Source organism: Streptomyces thermoviolaceus (genome assembly GCF_045209695.1).
Taxonomy (GTDB): domain Bacteria; phylum Actinomycetota; class Actinomycetes; order Streptomycetales; family Streptomycetaceae; genus Streptomyces; species Streptomyces thermoviolaceus.
In genome coordinates this window covers 3,211,198-3,228,467 of the sequence record NZ_CP109280.1, presented here as the reverse complement: position 1 = coordinate 3,228,467, position 17,270 = coordinate 3,211,198, and the positions used below count along the sequence as shown (strand labels likewise).

Here is a 17,270-nt window from a genome sequence, read left to right as displayed (position 1 = left end):
TGCCCGGCCACCGTCGGACGCCCGCCCGGCCGTCGGCGGGGGGCCGCCCGGCCGGGCGGGGCAAGACGGGCCCGGACGGGCCCCGTGTCAGGGGGCGGGCGTCGCGGCGGGGGACGCGGGCCTGCGGAGGGAGGCGAGCGCCGGGTCCTGCGCCGGGATCTCGAGAGCGCGGGTGCGCATCAGGCGGTGACGGGGCGCCGTACGGCGGGGCGGGCGGGTCAGGGTGATCTGTCGTACGAGCTGCTGGAAGCAGGCGAGCGACGCCAGGGCGGGCAGCGCGGCCGCCGAGATGTCGACGATCGTCCGGGGCGCCTGGATCACGCACAGGAGCATCGCGATGGACGAGAAGAGCAGCACCATGCCCCAGGAGTGGACGGCGCGGCGCCGGTACAGGGCGGAACGCAGCACCGACAGGGACGCCACCAGCCACGGCCCGTACACCAGCAGCGGCCACCAGGAGGCGACGCCGTCCTCCATGCGGGAGACGGCCACGAAGCGCAACGGGTCGTAGGCGACGACGCCGCCGAAGAAGCTCACTGCGGAGGCGGTCACCGCGGTGAGGGCGGCGATGAGATGGCTGACGGCTCGCACTCCGCTCGGGCGTCTGTCCGGGCGTCTGCTCGGACGTCTGCGTTCGCGGACCTTCCGGTGGCCATGAGCGACGTCCCGCAGCGGCGGGAGTTGCGCGGTGATCTCCTGGAGGTTCTCCAGGGGTGTGGCGGCACGTTTCTCGCCGAGGGGATCCGCGTCCCCGGCATACGCGGACCGTGCCGCGTCGGAGGTGTCCGGGATTCCGGTGAGCGGCATGTCCTTGCCGGCGGCGGAGTTCGTCTCGCGCCGCTGCTCCTCCATCGCGTCCTGGAGCATGAAGGCCAGCTCTTCGGCGGGATCCCAGGCGGAATCCGGCGGGACGAGAGGGCCGGGGTAGAACGGGGTGGGAGCCCGGTGCCGTCCGGTGCCGGGGGCCGGCCCGTCGGGAGCGCCGGGGTGGACACCGAGGTACGCGTGCTGGGGGGAGTAACCCGGACGTCGGTCGATACGCTCGTCGTACATAGCTCGGACCCGGCTACTCCGGTCGAAATGCGGCGGACCGTTCCTCCGCGCCGACCCAGCGGCGGGCGAGGTCGGCCTCCACAGCGCTCATCGCCTCGAGGAAGTCCCGCAGCAGCATCTCGGTCCCGGCCGGTGCAGCAAGGAGATCCGCGCTGGTCAGCGAGCTGCCGGGCGGCGTGTGAACGGATCGGGGCGGGGATGTGTGCGATCCCTGCGTCGTGGCGTGTCCGGCACCCGGGTCCTGCCGCGCGCACACCGCGAGCAGCCCCACGTTCCCATCCCTGGTTGCCTCACTCATATCCCGACTAACGCCACCCGACTTCCCCGGATGCGCGGCAAACGGGTGAAGAAATGCCTGATTAAACCGATATATGCGATCGGATGCCTCTTCCGTCGTCCGGCCGTACGGCATCGGTCACCGGGACGGTGCGCCGACCGGCACGGCACCGCTCGCCGCAGGGGCGGGAAGAGCCCGAGCCCGGCAGTTGGCCTGCAGCACGGCGACCAGGTGCCGGCGGCGCCGCAGTTCCATGACGTCGACCCGGCGCATGCCGCACTGGTAGGGCGGCAGGAACCCCGCGCCCGCGACACCGGCGAATGCCGTGACGACCAGCGTCCATACGGTGACGTTCCACATGTTTCTCTCCAAGGCCGTGGCGAACGCGACACCGGACCGTGGTGACGCGACACCGGCATAACGCGACCGAAAAATGCCCGGTCACGGAGGAAGAACGGGAGTGCTCGGGTGGACGAACCTGATGACTTGCGGGTCATCGCATGGACGGCACGGACGGCCCGGCGAGCAGCGGACGGCCGGACCCTCGCATGGGCCCGTACGGCCGCGCTCGGACCCGTGGGCCTGTGGCCCTCAGCCCCCTCCCTCGACCCGCTGCGCGGCCCGCGGGGCCGGCCCGGTCCCGGCTGCGTGCCGGGCGCCGGCGGGCGACCATCGGGACATGGACGTCGACCTGCACCTCGCCCAGGACCCGGACGCCGACGCGCTCCTGAGCCGCAGTGCGCTCGCCGCACTGATCGGCATGCTCCTCGACCAGCAGATCCCGATGGAGTGGGCGTTCAAGGGGCCCGCCACCATCGCCCGGCGCATGGGCACCCAGGACCTGGACGCCCACGAGATCGTGGCGTTCGAACCGGAGACCTTCGCCCAGCTGCTGTCGGACAAACCGGCCGTGCACCGGTACCCGGCCGCGATGGCCAAGCGGATCCAGCAGCTGTGCCGGTACCTCGTCGAGCACTACGACGGCGACGCCGAGGCGATCTGGCGCGATGCGGACAGCGGGCCGGAACTGCTGCGCCGGCTGCAGGAGCTGCCCGGCTTCGGCAAGCAGAAGGCCCAGATCTTCGTCGCGCTGCTCGGCAAGCAGCTGGGCGTGCGCCCCGAGGGCTGGCGTCAGGCGGCGGGCGCGTACGGCGAGGAGGACGCCTACCGGTCCGTGGCCGACATCACCGGGCCCGAGTCCCTGGCCCGGGTGCGCGCCTTCAAGCAGGAGACGAAAGCCGCCGCGAAGGCGGCGAAGGCCGCCCGGTCGGCCCAGCGGATGAAGACTTCGGGCAGCTGAGGGGCGACCGACACGCAACCGACAGGCGGCTGACGGAGTACGGGCGCCGTCGCCCGCCGCGTCAACGTCGTGTGACTCAGCTGCGCTCGCGCGGGCGGTTTGCCCGTCCGACACGCCGAGGAGCGCACAAGGGCCGGGGACACCCCCGGTATGAGCACCGCACCCGCACCGCCCGCCGGCCGGCGACCGCTCGGCCGCGCCGTCGGCGTGCGGGTGCTCGTCCTGCTCCTCGTTCTGCTGGTACCGGGCGCGGCCACCGCCAGGGCACAGGCGGCGCCCGCCGCTCCGGTGGCCGTGGCCACCGCCGTGGGAAGCGGCACCGGGTCCGGGGCCGAGCCGGAGCTGCCCGACGCGGTGCTGCGCTGCGCGGAGCGTACGGAGCGAGGAAGCCTGCGGGACGGCGTACCGCCACGGCCCGTGTCCCGGTCCGCACCGACGCCCGTACCGGCACCCGCTCCGCCGTCGCGCGCCGCGGAGCGCCCGGCACCCGCCCCCGCGTGTCCGTCGTCCCCCCTGTGGCCGTGCCCTGGCCTGCGTGCGCTGCGCTGCGTGGTCCTGCGCTGCTGAGCGGCCGACCGGCCGCACCGGTCGGTCCGCCGCATGACATTCCGACCCCGCTGCACCGCGGTACTTCACCGCATCACCGCAAGGAAGCGAAGCGCAGCCATGCCCCACGACCCGTATGCGGCCCTGCGCGCCCTCGTGCGCGCGGAGGCCGTCCGCAGCACCCGCAGACAACCGCCTGCGGAGCCGGAGCCGGACCAGGAGCAGAAGCCGGAACCAGGTGCCGAGCCGGAGCCGGATCTCGAGTCGGGACGCGTGCCGGAGCCGGAGCCGGCGCCCGGTGGTCCGCCCGCCCCGAGGGCCCCGGAAGACCTGCCTCCCGCGGCCGACGCGCCCGAACACGTCTGAGGGCCGACCACCGCAGCGGCCCGGTCGACTGCCGCCGGAGCAGCGCAGCGACCGGGCCGGAGCAGCGCTGTCGGTCCTAGCCGGAACGGCGCAGTCGGTTCCCGCCACCGGATCGGAGCCGGTCATGTCCCGCCGGATCGGAGCGGTCATGTCCCGCCGGATCGGAGCGGTCTTTTCCCGCCGGATCGGAGCGATTGTTTCTCGCCGGATCGAAGCGGTCGTACCCGCCGGATCCGCGCCGGCCGACGCCTGCCGGTCCGGCGGCGGTCCAGGCCGGTCGGAGCCGGGCGTCAGAGGAACGGGAGCCCGGCGCGGAACCCCCGGTCCGACGTGAACTGTTCGCTGTTCAACCGGATTTGCCCGTGGCTGTACCGGCACCGCTCCCCGTCATGGAGGCTGCGCCCGCAACCCCCGGGCCGGTAGGCTTTCCGTGTGATCTTCAAGCGCATCGGAAACGGCCGGCCGTACCCCGACCACGGCCGGGAGGGCACCCGGCAGTGGGCGGACGTCGCTCCGCGCCCGGTCCGCCTCGATCAGCTCGTGACCACCAAGCAGCAACTCGACCTGGAGACCCTCCTCGCGGAGGACTCGACCTTCTACGGCGACCTCTTCGCGCACGTCGTCAAGTGGAAGGGCGACCTGTATCTGGAGGACGGCCTGCACCGCGCCGTGCGTGCCGCGCTGCAGCAGCGGCAGGTGCTGCACGCGCGTGTGCTGGAGCTGGACTGACTGACCCAGGCGCGCGTTCCTTGAGCCGGACCCCGCGTGTACCGGCCCTGGTCGGCACCGGTCTGAGCACGGAGCACGCACCGACCCCGGCCGGAACGCGCGCCTCATCTGTAGGACGCGCCACATCCGTATGACGCGCCGCCTCCGCATACGGCGCCGCTTCCGCATGCGCATGCCGCGCCGCATCCGCACAGCGCACCGTTCTGCATGAGCGCGTCGGCTGCACACGGGCGCGCCCCTCTCGTCCGAGCGGGCACCAGCACTGCCACCGCCCACGGCCCTGTCCGACCGCCCCTGCCCACCGTCCTGCCACCGCCCGTTCCGGGCCTGTTGGACCTTTCGGGTTCTGCTGGCGGGATCGAATGATCATCTAGTAGGAATCGTGCTCCCGGCGCACTACGCTGCGCCCATGAGCATGCTCACTCCCCCCGGCATGGGCGGGCAGTACCGGATCACGGGGAAGAAGTACCCGCGGATGCGCAGGCCCCGGCGGCACGGCAGGCTCGTGGCCCTCGTCGTCGCCTGCGTGGCCGCGCTCGCGGTGATCGGCTGGGGCACCTTGCAGCTCATCGACGTGTTCACCGGCGGGAGGAAGGCCTCGGCGGCCGACTCGTCGGCCCATTGCGCCACCGGTACGGCGGCTCAGTCGTCACCCTCCCCCGCGAGCACGGCTCAGGCGCTGCCCGAGCCGGCGGAGATCACGGTCAACGTCCTCAACGCCACGCCGCGCAGCGGTCTGGCCAAGCAGACGGCGGACGAACTGAAGAAGCGCGGGTTCCGCATCGGCCGGGTGGACAACGCGACGAAGGAGTACGACAAGAAGGTCAAGGGCGTCGGCGTCCTGCTGGGCCCCACCTCGTCGCTGGACACCGCGCTGCGGGTGCTCGGCACCCAGCTGCCGGACGCCGAGCGCCGGACCGACGCCCGCACGGGGAAGGACGTCGACCTGATCATCGGCGACGGCTTCCAGCAGCTCGCCCAGCGGGCGGCCGCCGACCAGGCGCTCGCCGACCTGAGCGCCCCGAAGCCGGCCCCCAGCACCTCGCCGAAGGGCTGCTGACGGCGCACGGCCGAGCGACCAACCGACGCCTTGTCGGTCTGTGGTCCTGCCGGTCCTGTGATCCTGCGGGTTCTGTGGCCCTGTCGGCGCCCCCGTGCGCCGGCCCGCCACCCCCGTCCCACGCAGACGGGGGAAGCGGGACGAACCTCCTCGAACGCCCTCGAACGTCTTCGCGTGCCGGAGCGTGCGCCGTGCGGCGTGTCAGCCGGCCAGCCCGTACATCCGGTCGCCGGCGTCGCCCAGGCCGGGGACGATGTAGCCGTTGTCGTCGAGGCGCTCGTCGACCGACGCGGTCACCACGGTCACCGGGGTGCCCTCCAGCTCGCGCTCCATGACCGCGACGCCCTCGGGTGCGGCCAGCAGCACCACCGCGGTCACATCGTCGGCACCGCGCTTGATCAGCTCCTTGATCGCGGCGACCAGCGTGCCGCCGGTGGCGAGCATCGGGTCCAGCACGTACACCTGGCGCCCGGAGAGGTCCTCGGGCATGCGCGTGGCGTACGTCGAAGCCTGCAGCGTCTCCTCGTTGCGGATCATGCCGAGGAAGCCCACCTCGGCGGTCGGCAGCAGCCGCACCATGCCGTCCAGCATGCCGAGGCCGGCCCGCAGGATCGGCACCACCAGCGGACGCGGGTGGGAGAGCTTGACGCCGGTGGTCGGCGCGACGGGGGTGTGGATGTCGACCTGCTCGGTGCGCACGTCCCTGGTCGCCTCGTAGGCGAGCAGGGTCACCAGCTCGTCGGCGAGCCGACGGAAGGTGGCGGAGTCGGTGCGGCGGTCGCGCAGCGTGGTGAGCTTGTGAGCGACCAGGGGGTGGTCGACGACATGGAGACGCATGTGCTCCACAGTAACCGGGCGGCCGAGGACCGGACCGCCCGGCCGTCGCCGCCACCCGCGCCCGCCCGTCGTGGTGGCACACGGTAACCGACGGACGGCCGTCACCCGCGTGCCGCACGGCACCCCGGTGCCCGCTCCTGTGGCAGCACACCCGCCGTCCGGGGGACAGTGGGAGGACGTACCAGGGCGCGCAGGGCGCGCGAGGCCCGTACAGACGGTCCCGCGGGTCGTGCACCAGCCCTTCCCCCGCGATCAGCCGGAGGCGGTGGTCCGGAACCCATGCAGCCCGAACACCGACCCGAACACCGACCGCAGCGGGCCCGCGGCAGCGCCCCGCCCCAGGACGACGTGCGGCAGCCCGGCGCCACCGCCGCCGGAGGCGGAACCGCCGTCCCCGCCGACGCCGAGCGGCATCTGCGGAGAGCCGAGTTCCTGCGCGACCTGGCCCAGGCCCGGCGGCTGCGCGACCGGGTGCAGCCGCGCCGCGCCAGAGCCGCGCGGTACCGGCAGGCCATGCGCATGCGCACGTTCCGTTCGTAGAAGCGCGGCCCCGGCGTTTCACGGACCACGACCGGGCAACCGGCACCGGCAGGAGAGCCCCCACGTCACCCACGCGGCCGCCGCAGCGCGCCGTCCCGTCCCGGCCGCGCCCGGACCACACCCGGCGCCCCGCCGTTCCCGGCGCGTCCGGTGCCACGCGGCCGAACACGGTGCTCTCGGTGCCACGCGGCCGACCACGGTGCTCCCGGAGCCACTCAGCCACGCCCGGCACACCCGGAGCCACGCCCGACGCGACCGTCCTTCCGCACACGGCCTCCGGCACCGTCGCAGGCCCGCATCCAGGGCCGCCGCGACAGTCGGCCGACACCCCGGCCGGCGTTGCGGAGCGGCCGCACGGAACCACCGGGGAAAGCCGCGTACGATCCGCAGAAGGCGGCAACATGCGCGCCGGTGCGGATGCCTTCCCGACGTGCGACACAACTGCCGGACACAGGGAGCGGAAGACATCCCCTGAACGCCTTGTTTCTGCCACGATTCCGAGTGGGTGGGGCTCGGAGCCCAGCTCTCTCTCCGCCCAGAACCTCCGCCGGGGGGACCCCCAACCGGCACGCCTAAGACCAGTGGGAGAGTCACGGTGTACTTCGCCGCACTGCTCGCGCGCACCGAAGACGGGTGGGAAGCGAGCGACACAGAGCTCGACGATGTGGAGACGCTGTCCGACCTGGCCGACCTGGCCCGGGACGCCTCGGCCGAGGACGACACGGTGCTCGTCCTGATCGAGCAGGAGGAGGCGTGGTTCGGCGTCGTCCGCGTGGATGGCGAGGACGACCCTCGTATCTACGTCTCGGACGCCGCTGCGGCAGCCCGCAGTGCGTACGGCGAGATCCTGCTCACCGACGAGCTGCTCGGCCGGAAACCGGGCGACGACGGCCCCGACCTGGACTCGCTCGACCTCGACGGCACGGAGGACGGGGAGCCGGCCTCCGCCGACGACGAGGACGACACCGACACCCTCGGAACGATCACGCACAGCCCGCTGGGCGACGCCGAGATCCTCGACGACCTCGGTGTCAGCGAGAAGGAGCTGCGCGCCCTGCAGGCCGACGACGCGCTGAGCGCGATCGCCGAAGCCCTGGGTGCCTCGGAGGTGCTGGAGACCGTCCGCTGACCGTGCAGCAGACCCCGACGACCCCGACGACGACCGTGCAACAGACTCCGCTCACCCCCGGTCGGCAGCCCGACCCGGTCCGCGACCCCTGGCGGGACGCGATGCGGCTCGCCCTTCAGGAGGCCGGACAGGCCGTCCGGGGCGGGGACGTGCCGGTCGGCGCGGTCGTGCTGGCCGAGGACGGCACGACCGTGCTCGGGGCCGCGCACAACGAACGCGAGGCCACCGGCGACCCCACGGCCCACGCGGAGGTCCTGGCCCTCAGGCGGGCCGCCGCGCGCGCCGGCCGGTGGCGGCTGTCCGGCTGCACCCTGGTGGTGACGCTGGAACCGTGCACCATGTGCGCGGGGGCCCTGGTGCTCTCGCGCGTGGACCGGGTGGTCTACGGCGCCCGCGACGACAAGGCGGGGGCCGCCGGATCGCTGTGGGACGTCCTGCGCGACCGGCGGCTCAACCACCGGCCCGAGGTGATCGGGGACGTGCTCGCCGACGAGTGCGCCACGCTGCTCACCGAGTTCTTCCGCGGCCGTTGAGCAGGCGGACGCGCCAACCGATTTCAACCCACGGCCCGATGTGCTGTAGGGTCTCCCTCGGTAGCGTGTCCGAGCGGCCGAAGGAGCTCGCCTCGAAAGCGAGTGTGGCGCAAGTCACCGAGGGTTCAAATCCCTCCGCTACCGCCACGAAAGGGACCCCGTCCGGCAACGGACGGGGTCCCTTTTCTCGATCTTCGGGCCCCTGTCGTGCGATCGTCATGGCAACATCGGGCGGGCAACGAGCGACAGAGGAGGCCGCGGTGGCGGCGCACGCCAAGAAGATCGTCCTCTACGTGATCGTGGTCTTCGTGCTGTACGTGATCATCACGGATCCGGCCCAGGCCGCCGACTACGTACAGATAGGCTTCGAGGGCATATCGGACGCCGCCAAGGCGATCGGCGACTTCATGACCTGGGCCGCGCACGGAGGGAAGTAGGGACGCGGTGATCCGCCACCTGGTGCTGTTCAAGCTCAACGAGGGCGTGACGCGCGACGATCCGCGCGTCGTCGAGGGAGTCGAGGCGTTCCGGGCACTGGGCGGCCAGATCGACGAGCTGCGCTTCTGGGAGTGCGGCTGGAACGTCAGCGACCGGCCCATCGCCTACGACTTCGCGATCAACTCGGCGGTCGAGGACGCCGACGCCCTGCAGCGGTACCTCGACCACCCGGCCCACCAGGCGGGCGTGGCCCTGTGGCGGGAGTTCGCCACCTGGGTGATCGCCGACTACGAGTTCTAGACCCGATCCGGACGAGTTCCGGACGCCTCTGCCGCGGCCCGGGGACCGCCCTGCGCGCACTCCCCCGGCAGCCGTGCGACCGGGCAGCCCGACGGCCGGCCCCGCACCGCGACGGTGCGGGGCCGCACCGCGTTTCATGCCCCACATCAGCTGATTCGTCACTCAACACGTCTGTATGCGGTGCTTGAACACGTAGCTCATGTCTTGTGATGCTATGACCGCTTTTGACGGATGAGTTGATCGACGAAGAGGTGGCGTTGACCGTGTCGGCCAGTACTGCGCCGCCCCAGAAGGAGGCTTCCGCCCGGCCGTCCGCCCCGGAGAAGCGGCGCGGTGCCGACACCAGGGCGCTCACCCAGGTGCTCTTCGCCCAGCTGAAGCAGCTCGAACCAGGCACGCCCGAGCACGCCCGCGTGCGCGGGGCGCTCATCGAGGCCAATCTCCCGCTCGTGCGCTACGCCGCCGCCCGCTTCCGCTCCCGCAACGAACCGATGGAGGACGTCGTCCAGGTCGGCACCATCGGGCTGATCAACGCCATCGACCGCTTCGACCCCGACCGGGGCGTGCAGTTCCCGACGTTCGCGATGCCCACGGTCGTCGGTGAGATCAAACGCTACTTCCGCGACAACGTCCGCACGGTGCACGTCCCGCGCCGGCTGCACGAACTGTGGGTCCAGGTCAACAGCGCCACGGAGGACCTGACGACCGCCTTCGGCCGGTCCCCCACCACCGCCGAGATCGCCGAACGGCTGCGCATCTCCGAGGACGAGGTGCTCTCCTGCATCGAGGCGGGCCGGTCGTACCACGCGACCTCGCTGGAGGCCGCGCAGGAAGGCGACGGGCTGCCCGGGCTGCTGGACCGCCTCGGCTACGAGGATCCCGCCCTGGACGGCGTGGAGCACCGCGACCTGGTCCGCCACCTCCTCGTCCAGCTGCCCGAACGGGAGCAGCGCATCCTGCTGCTGCGCTACTACAGCAATCTCACCCAGTCGCAGATCAGCGCGGAACTCGGCGTCTCCCAGATGCACGTCTCCCGGCTGCTGGCGCGCAGCTTCCAGCGGCTGCGCGCCTCGAACCGCATCGACGCGTGACCGGCGACGGGCCACCGCATCCCGCTGCGGGACCGCTGCGGACCCTCTGCGATCCCGCCCTGCCGCGCACCAGGACCCGCAGGAGCCCCGCAACGGCCCTGCAACGGCCCTGCAAGGCCCCGCACGCCCCGGAGCGGAACCCGACCGTCCGGACGACGACAAGAGCCCGCCGACCGCCGGAGAGCGCCGGAGAAGGGCGGAGACGGCCGGAGCCGGCCGGGAGCCGGTTCGCCCGGATCGAGGAGGCGGCAAGCCGGCCGACCCGCCTCACGACCGAAGACGGCACAGCCCCACGCCCGAACCCGGCACAGCCCCACGGCCGAAGCCGGCACCGTCCGACGGCCGAAGGCGGAACCCCTCACTCGGACGAGGAGGGACCGGCTGAGGACAGCAGCGGCCGCCGTCCGATGACCGGAGGGTTCGCCGCCACCCGACCGCAAACAGGATCGATGCATCACCTGTGCGAGCGAATCGCTCACCAGGGCGGATACCGACACCTGCCTGCCGAAGACCGTCAAGGCCTGTTCACGCAGGGCCGATTCGCATCTCGGATGTCGACATGTCACTACAGCGCGTTGCCGACATGTGACATTCTGCGGGAAGCGCGTTTGCCGCAGCTTCGGCTCCGGTATTCAGGTGAGGGCTGAGTTCTCCTCAGAACGAGGCCCGCGACCGTCCCGCGACCCAGAGGGGGTGGCATGTCCGCAGACCAGGGCAGCTCCGAGGTGCTGACGCTCACGAAGAGCGAGGCGCCTTCCCCGGCGTTCGAGCCGTTCGACGCCCTCGACGACGTGGCGGCTCTTCCGGCCGTCCCGGCCCCGGCCGCGCCCGCCCCGGCCCCTGAGTCCTCCGAGAGCATCGACACCCGCACGCTGTCCCGTTCCCTGTTCCTGCGGCTCGCCGCACTCGACGAGGACAGCCCGGAGCGCGCCTACGTCCGGGACACGCTGATCGAGCTGAACCTGCCGCTGGTGCGCTACGCCGCGGCCCGGTTCCGTTCGCGCAACGAGCCGATGGAGGACATCGTCCAGGTCGGCACCATCGGGCTGATCAAGGCGATCGACCGCTTCGACTGCGACCGCGGGGTCGAGTTCCCGACGTTCGCGATGCCCACGGTCGTCGGTGAGATCAAGCGCTTCTTCCGGGACACCTCGTGGTCGGTGCGGGTGCCGCGGCGCCTGCAGGAGCTGCGGCTGGCGCTGACCAAGGCCAGCGACGAGCTGTCGCAGAAGCTGGACCGCTCCCCGACCGTGGCCGAACTCGCCGCCGTACTGGGCGTGTCGGAGGAGGACGTCGTCGACGGTCTCGCGGTCGGCAACGCCTACACGGCCTCCTCCCTGGACTCGCCGGCCCCGGAGGACGACGGCAGCGAGGGCTCCCTGGCCGACCGTCTGGGCTACGAGGACACCGCGCTGGAGGGCGTGGAGTACCGCGAGTCGCTCAAGCCGCTGCTGGCCAAGCTGCCGCCCCGGGAACGCCGCATCATCATGCTGCGCTTCTTCGCCAACATGACCCAGTCGCAGATCGGCGAGGAGGTCGGCATCTCGCAGATGCACGTCTCCCGGCTGCTCACCCGCACCCTGGCCCAGCTGCGGGAGGGCCTGATCTCGGACTGAGGACCGAGGGCTGAGGCCCGAGGACCGAGGGCTGACCACTTCCCGGCCCGGTCGGCGCCCCTGCGCGCGGCCGGTGGGGCCGGGGAACACCGTCGACGGCAGCACACGGCCGCCGGACCGCCTCCCGTGCGGTCCGGCGGCCGCCTTGTGCGACGTGCCGCGACGCGCCTACTTGAACGCCAGCCAGGCAACCGCCGCGAGGATGACCACGACGGCGACGACGCCGACGATCAGGCCGACACGAGGACCGCTGGAGGCCTCCTGCCGCCTGCCCTGGGGAGCCTCGTCGACGAACGCGCGGAACATCTGGGTGCTGCCGGCGGGGTCGTAGTTGCCCTGGGGGCCCTGGGTGTTAGCCATGGCCCGAGACCCTAGCGAAAACGCGGGTGCCGCCCAAGCGCGGGGTTGGGCGGATGCGGCCCGGGAGCAAGGGAGTTGGGACGGCCGGCCCGCCCACAGCCGAGCGACGGCGCACACCGCGGCGCCGAACCGGTTTCGGGGCGCACACCGAGCACGAGCGCACCCCCGGCGAACTCCCGGACGAGACAACCGGATCCACCCGCGTAGACACCTTCACCTGCAGGTTTACATTCGCAATACTTGCCTTTGCCAACTTTTTGCGCCCGCACCCCCTGATTTCGTTAATTTCAGCAACCAACCAGGCTTATCGTTGCCCTAAGCAACGATCACGGGAGGTGCGGTGGCCGGGCAGGCGCAGTACGAAGAGCTGGTACGCCAGCTCAGCGCCGTCGGAGCCGTGAGAAGGGATCTGGCGCGCATCATGCCGCCCGACTGTCCGGCCGGCTCAGGGGCTGTCCTGACGATTCTCGACGTGCACGGCGACATGCGCATGAGCAAGCTCGCCGAACACCTCGCCGTGGACCTGTCGGTGACCAGCAGGCAAGTGGCACACCTCGTCGCCCGCGGCTGGATCGAACGGCTGCCGGACCCCGTGGACAAGCGCTCGCGCATCCTGCACCTGACCCCCGCCGGCCTGGACCGGCTCGACGACCTGTTCCGGCGGACCACGCAACTGCTCGCCGAACGGCTCAGCGACTGGAGCGACGACGAGGTCGGGCAGCTCATCCACCTCATGTCGCGGCTGCGCGAAAGCTTCGGCGACTGCCGGCCCCACCCGGGCCGGGTCCACGCCCCGGCGGACACTCCCGTGATCGAAGAGACCACCCGTACACCCGCAAACGCACATACGTAAAGGAAGCCCATGGCAACGACCACACCAGCCGGTGTGCGGGCTCATGCCAAGCAAGGGGGAGGCTCCCCGGACAGCGCTGCGATGACGCACCGGCAGATCATGGAGGCACTCTCCGGTCTGCTCCTCGGCCTGTTCGCCGCCATTCTGTCCTCGACGATCGTCACCAACGCGCTGCCGACGATCATCAAGGACCTCGGCGGCGGCCAGTCCGCCTACACCTGGGTCGTCACCGCCGCGCTGCTCGCCATGACGGCCTCCGTTCCCCTGTGGGGCAAGCTCGCCGACCTGCTCAGCAAGAAGGCGCTCGTCCAGATAGCCCTGGTCGTCTATGTCGCCGGTTCGGTCATAGCGGGCCTGGCACAGAACCCCGCGATGCTGATCACCGCGCGTGTCGTGCAGGGCCTGGGCGCCGGCGGCCTGTCCGCACTGGTGCAGGTGATCATGGCCGCGATGATCGCGCCCCGGGAGCGCGGCCGGTACTCCGGTTACACCGGTGCGACGTTCGCGGTCGCCACGGTCGGCGGCCCGCTGCTCGGTGGTGTCATCACCGACACCAGCTGGCTGGGCTGGCGCTACTGCCTGTTCGTCGGCATCCCCTTCGCGCTGATCGCCCTGATCGTGCTGCAGAAGACCCTGCACCTGCCGGTCACCAAGCGCGAGGTCAAGATCGACTGGGCCGGTGCGTTCTTCATCACCGCCGCCGCCTCCCTGCTGCTGCTCTGGGTGACCTTCGCGGACGACAAGTACGACTGGCTGTCGTGGCAGACCTGCACGATGGTCGGCGGCACCATCGTGCTGGCACTGCTGTTCGTCTTCACGGAGACCAAGGCCGCCGAGCCGATCATCCCGCTGCGCCTGTTCCGCAACCGCACCATCGCCCTGGCCTCGGCCGCCTCACTGTTCGTCGGCGTGGGCATGTACTCGGGCACGGTGTTCTTCTCCCAGTACTTCCAGCTGGCCCGGGACAAGTCCCCCACGATGTCCGGCGTGATGACGATCCCGATGATCGGCGGTCTGTTCATCGCCTCCATGGTGTCCGGCCAGATCATCAGCCGCACCGGCCGCTGGAAGGGCTGGCTGGTGGCCGGCGGCGCCTGCCTGACCGCGGGCCTGGGCCTGCTCGGCAGCATGCGCTACGACACCCCGTACTGGCACCTGTCCCTGTACATGGCGCTGCTCGGCGTCGGCGTCGGTATGACGATGCAGAACCTGGTGCTGTCCACGCAGAACCAGGTCGCCCCGCAGGACCTGGGTGCCGCATCCTCGACCGTCAGCTTCTTCCGCACCCTCGGCGGTGCGGTCGGCGTCGGCGTCCTCGGTTCGGTGATGTCCACCCGGATCACGCACCACGCCCAGGACACGGTCATGTCGCTGAGCCCGCAGGCACGGGCCGCCGCCGGCAAGGCGCTGAGCGCCGGCAGCGAGCTGCCCGACATGAACGCCCTGCCGCAGGCCGTGCGCACCTGGCTGGAGGCCGCCTACGGCCACGGCATCGCCGACGCCTTCCTCTACGGCGCGCCGTGCGCGTTCATCGCCTTCCTCTTCATGCTGTTCATCAAGGAGGTTCCGTTGCGCACCACCGGCGCCCTGGCCCAGGCGGCCGGCCAGAACTCCGGCAAGGCGTCCGCGCCGGCCGACACCGAAGCGGCCGCGGCCGAGGTTCCGGTCGCCGAGGCCTCCGCCTCCGCACCCGCCGAGGAGCGCAGGCCGAGCTGGGCCGCGACCTCGGACGTGCTCGAGCCCGCCGAGGCCGGGGAGGGTGCACCCCAGAGTGCCCAGCGTCTGGCTGCGGTGGCGACGCTGGAGCACGACGCTCCCGTGCAGAACAGCAGCGGTGGCGGTGTCCCGGTGCGCGGCCACATCCGCGGTGCCGAGGACGCTCCCGTCCCGCACGCCGCGGTCACCCTGATCTCCCTGGCCGGACGCCAGCTGGGCCGCTCCATCGCCCAGGCCGACGGCTCCTACACCCTCGACGCCCCCGGCGCCGGCTCCTACGTACTGATCGCCTCCGCCGACGGCTACCAGCCCCAGGCCTCCACCATCGCCGTCAACACCGACCCCGTCACCTACGACATCCTCCTCAGCGGCACCAGCGGCCTGACCGGCACCGTCCGCACCACCGACGGCAACCACCCCGTCAAGGACGCCATGGTCATCGTCACCGACGTCCGCGGCGACCTCATGGCCACCGGCACCACCAACGACACCGGCGAATTCACCTTCACCGAACTCGTCCCCGGCCCCGTCACCGTCGCCGTCAACGCCGCAGGCCACCGCCCCCGCGCCCTGCCCGTCGAGATCACCGGCACCGGCATCACCCGCATCGACGTCACCCTCGACGCCGGCGCCACCCTCCAAGGCACCGTCACCGCCCCCCACGGCCCCCTCGCCGACGCCCGCGTCACCCTCGTCGACGCCGCCGGCAACGTCGTCGCCACCGCCACCACCGGCCCCGACGGCGCCTACGCCTTCACCGACCTCGACAACGGCGAATACACCGTCATCGCCACCGGCTACCCGCCCGTCGCCACCGCCCTGACCATCACCGGCCACGGCATCGACGACCACACCATCGAACTCGCCCACCCCACCGAATAACCCACACCAACAACAAGAAGAGGGGGCCGGCCACAGCCGGCCCCCACCCGGTCACCGTCCCCGGCCACCACAGGCACCTGCCCGGTCCTGGCCGCATCACCCACACCGCAAGGCCCGCAAGGAGACACACACCGATGGCACTGACCGCGAAAATCCGCACCCGCGACGGATGGGCCATCCCACACGCGGTCGTCACCGTCACCGACACCACCGGCACCCAGATCCTGCGCACCCAAGCCGACCAGAACGGCACCATCCACGACACCACCCCCCTCACCCCCGGCCCCTACACCGTCATCATCACCGCCGTCGGCTACACCCCCACCGCCGCCACCGCCCTCGTCACCGCCAGCGGCCACGCCCACCTCGGCACCCACACCCTCACCCGCCAAGGCGGCACCGAACTCCCACCCCCCGGACCCTGGACCATCGACCCCGCCCACTCCACCATCGCCGCCACCGCCCACCACCTCGGCATCAGCAGCATCCACGGCCGCTTCACCGACTTCACCGGCACCATCCACATCAACCCCGACGACATCAACCAAAGCCACGTCACCGCCACCATCAACACCAACAGCATCAACACCGGCAACACCCTCCGCGACCAACACCTCACCAGCCCCGACTTCCTCGACACCGAAAACCACCCCCACATCACCTACACCTCCACCCACCTCACCCCCACCGGCCCCGACCACTACACCTGCCACGGCACCCTCACCCTCCACGGCCACACCCGCCCCATCGACCTCGACCTCACCTACCTCGGCACCGGCCCCGACCCCTGGGGCGGCACCCGCGCCGCCTTCCGCGCCACCACCGAACTCCACCGCGACGACTTCGCCATGAACTACAACCAGATCCTCCAAGCCGGCATCGCCGCCATCGGCACCACACTCAAAATCGAACTCGACATCCAAGCCGTCCAAGGCACCACCCTCCCCACCACCTGAATCTCGGCGACGACGGCGACCGCTGCCGCACGGCACGGTGCGGCACGGTGCTCGTGCGCGCCCGGTCCTTTCGCGCCCCGGCACCCCGGTCCGGGGCGCGTCGTGCCTGACCCGGCTGGTGACAGACACGAGGAGATCAGCCGCCGTACGTCCGTCCCGGCTGCCGGAGCCCCTACGCTGCGGGCATGGCACCGAACATCGCGACCAACACCCGCGTGACGCGCGAGGAACTGCTCGACTTCGTCCGCCCCCGCCACCGCGCACTGCTGCTCACCCGCCGCTCCGACGGCAGCCCGCAGGCCTCCCCGCTGACCTGCGGCGTCGACGACTCCGGCCGGATCGTCGTCTCCACCTACCCGGAGCGCGCCAAGGCACGGAACGCCAAGCGCGACCCCCGGGTCAGTGTCGTCGTCCTCAGCGACGACTGGAACGGGCCGTGGGTACAGATCGACGGCACCGCCGAGGTCATCGACGCGCCGGACTCCGTGGAACCGCTCGTCGAGTACTACCGCAACATCGCCGGCGAGCACCCCGACTGGGACGAGTACCGCCAGGCCATGATCCGGCAGGGCAAGTCGATCATCCGGGTCACGCCGGAGCGCTGGGGGCCGGTGGCGACCGGCGGCTTCCCCGCGCGGCTGGTGCAGCAGCAGGACGAGCAGGAGCAGAAGAAGGAGCAAGGCTAGGC

At 71.7% G+C, this 17,270-nt stretch carries 18 protein-coding genes and 1 tRNA gene; 15 read left to right on the top strand and 4 right to left on the bottom strand.

What is annotated here, in order from left to right; genetic code table 11:
- Positions 1-87: 87 nt before the first annotated feature.
- Positions 88-1,053, bottom strand: a complete 966-nt coding sequence (locus OG899_RS14120; protein ID WP_229814386.1) for a hypothetical protein — start codon at positions 1,051-1,053, stop codon at positions 88-90.
- 415 nt (positions 1,054-1,468) lie between these two features.
- Positions 1,469-1,690 (bottom strand): hypothetical protein, encoded by a 222-nt coding sequence (locus OG899_RS14115; protein ID WP_168132475.1) that lies wholly within the window; start codon positions 1,688-1,690, stop codon positions 1,469-1,471.
- 319 nt (positions 1,691-2,009) lie between these two features.
- Here OG899_RS14115 and OG899_RS14110 point away from each other — a divergent pair, with 319 nt between their 5' ends.
- From OG899_RS14110 to OG899_RS14100, 3 genes are all read left to right on the top strand, one after another.
- Positions 2,010-2,630: an HhH-GPD-type base excision DNA repair protein gene (locus OG899_RS14110; RefSeq protein WP_125500341.1), complete on the top strand. Its 621-nt coding sequence runs from the start codon at positions 2,010-2,012 to the stop codon at positions 2,628-2,630.
- 1,344 nt (positions 2,631-3,974) lie between these two features.
- Entirely contained in the window at positions 3,975-4,271 is a 297-nt protein-coding gene (locus tag OG899_RS14105) for a type II toxin-antitoxin system VapB family antitoxin (protein WP_125500340.1), read from the top strand.
- Positions 4,272-4,704: 433 nt separating this feature from the next.
- Positions 4,705-5,331 carry a LytR C-terminal domain-containing protein gene (locus OG899_RS14100; protein ID WP_125500346.1) on the top strand — a complete coding sequence of 209 codons (627 nt, stop codon included), beginning with the start codon at positions 4,705-4,707 and terminating at the stop codon, positions 5,329-5,331.
- Between the two features lie 201 nt (positions 5,332-5,532).
- On the opposite strand, the gene upp is transcribed toward OG899_RS14100, so the two are convergent.
- Positions 5,533-6,168, bottom strand: a complete 636-nt coding sequence (gene upp / locus OG899_RS14095; RefSeq protein WP_125500339.1) for a uracil phosphoribosyltransferase — start codon at positions 6,166-6,168, stop codon at positions 5,533-5,535.
- 279 nt (positions 6,169-6,447) lie between these two features.
- On the opposite strand from upp, the gene OG899_RS14090 reads away from it, so the two are divergent.
- From OG899_RS14090 to OG899_RS14055, 8 genes are all read left to right on the top strand, one after another.
- Positions 6,448-6,708, top strand: a complete 261-nt coding sequence (locus OG899_RS14090; RefSeq protein WP_229814384.1) for a hypothetical protein — start codon at positions 6,448-6,450, stop codon at positions 6,706-6,708.
- A 595-nt stretch (positions 6,709-7,303) separates the two neighbouring features.
- Complete coding sequence (locus OG899_RS14085; protein WP_125500338.1) at positions 7,304-7,837, top strand: hypothetical protein; 534 nt, start codon at positions 7,304-7,306, stop codon at positions 7,835-7,837.
- A gap of 101 nt (positions 7,838-7,938) precedes the next feature.
- The gene (gene tadA, locus OG899_RS14080; RefSeq protein ID WP_125500345.1) at positions 7,939-8,370 is read left to right on the top strand and encodes a tRNA adenosine(34) deaminase TadA; all 432 of its coding nucleotides are present in this window, start codon (positions 7,939-7,941) and stop codon (positions 8,368-8,370) included.
- Between the two features lie 59 nt (positions 8,371-8,429).
- Positions 8,430-8,517 (top strand) — tRNA-Ser (locus OG899_RS14075).
- 113 nt (positions 8,518-8,630) lie between these two features.
- Positions 8,631-8,807 carry a hypothetical protein gene (locus OG899_RS14070; protein ID WP_125500337.1) on the top strand — a complete coding sequence of 59 codons (177 nt, stop codon included), beginning with the start codon at positions 8,631-8,633 and terminating at the stop codon, positions 8,805-8,807.
- Between the two features lie 7 nt (positions 8,808-8,814).
- Positions 8,815-9,108, top strand: a complete 294-nt coding sequence (locus tag OG899_RS14065) for a Dabb family protein (RefSeq protein ID WP_125500336.1) — start codon at positions 8,815-8,817, stop codon at positions 9,106-9,108.
- Positions 9,109-9,365: 257 nt separating this feature from the next.
- Entirely contained in the window at positions 9,366-10,199 is an 834-nt protein-coding gene (locus OG899_RS14060) for an RNA polymerase sigma factor SigF (protein WP_229814392.1), read from the top strand.
- 698 nt (positions 10,200-10,897) lie between these two features.
- A complete protein-coding gene (locus OG899_RS14055) occupies positions 10,898-11,815 on the top strand; it encodes an RNA polymerase sigma factor SigF (RefSeq protein WP_125500334.1) in 918 nt (305 codons plus the stop codon).
- Positions 11,816-11,983: 168 nt separating this feature from the next.
- On the opposite strand, the gene OG899_RS14050 is transcribed toward OG899_RS14055, so the two are convergent.
- Positions 11,984-12,175: a hypothetical protein gene (locus tag OG899_RS14050; protein ID WP_168132477.1), complete on the bottom strand. Its 192-nt coding sequence runs from the start codon at positions 12,173-12,175 to the stop codon at positions 11,984-11,986.
- A gap of 340 nt (positions 12,176-12,515) precedes the next feature.
- On the opposite strand from OG899_RS14050, the gene OG899_RS14045 reads away from it, so the two are divergent.
- The 4 genes from OG899_RS14045 (at position 12,516) to OG899_RS14030 (ending at position 17,268) form a co-directional block, all read left to right on the top strand.
- On the top strand, positions 12,516-13,028 hold the full coding sequence (locus OG899_RS14045) for a MarR family winged helix-turn-helix transcriptional regulator (RefSeq protein ID WP_125500333.1): 513 nt from the start codon (positions 12,516-12,518) through the stop codon (positions 13,026-13,028).
- 9 nt (positions 13,029-13,037) lie between these two features.
- Positions 13,038-15,626 (top strand): MFS transporter, encoded by a 2,589-nt coding sequence (locus OG899_RS14040; protein ID WP_125500332.1) that lies wholly within the window; start codon positions 13,038-13,040, stop codon positions 15,624-15,626.
- Between the two features lie 134 nt (positions 15,627-15,760).
- A complete protein-coding gene (locus OG899_RS14035) occupies positions 15,761-16,582 on the top strand; it encodes a YceI family protein (protein ID WP_168132501.1) in 822 nt (273 codons plus the stop codon).
- Positions 16,583-16,767: 185 nt separating this feature from the next.
- Entirely contained in the window at positions 16,768-17,268 is a 501-nt protein-coding gene (locus OG899_RS14030; RefSeq protein ID WP_189427956.1) for a PPOX class F420-dependent oxidoreductase, read from the top strand.
- Positions 17,269-17,270 lie beyond the last annotated feature (2 nt).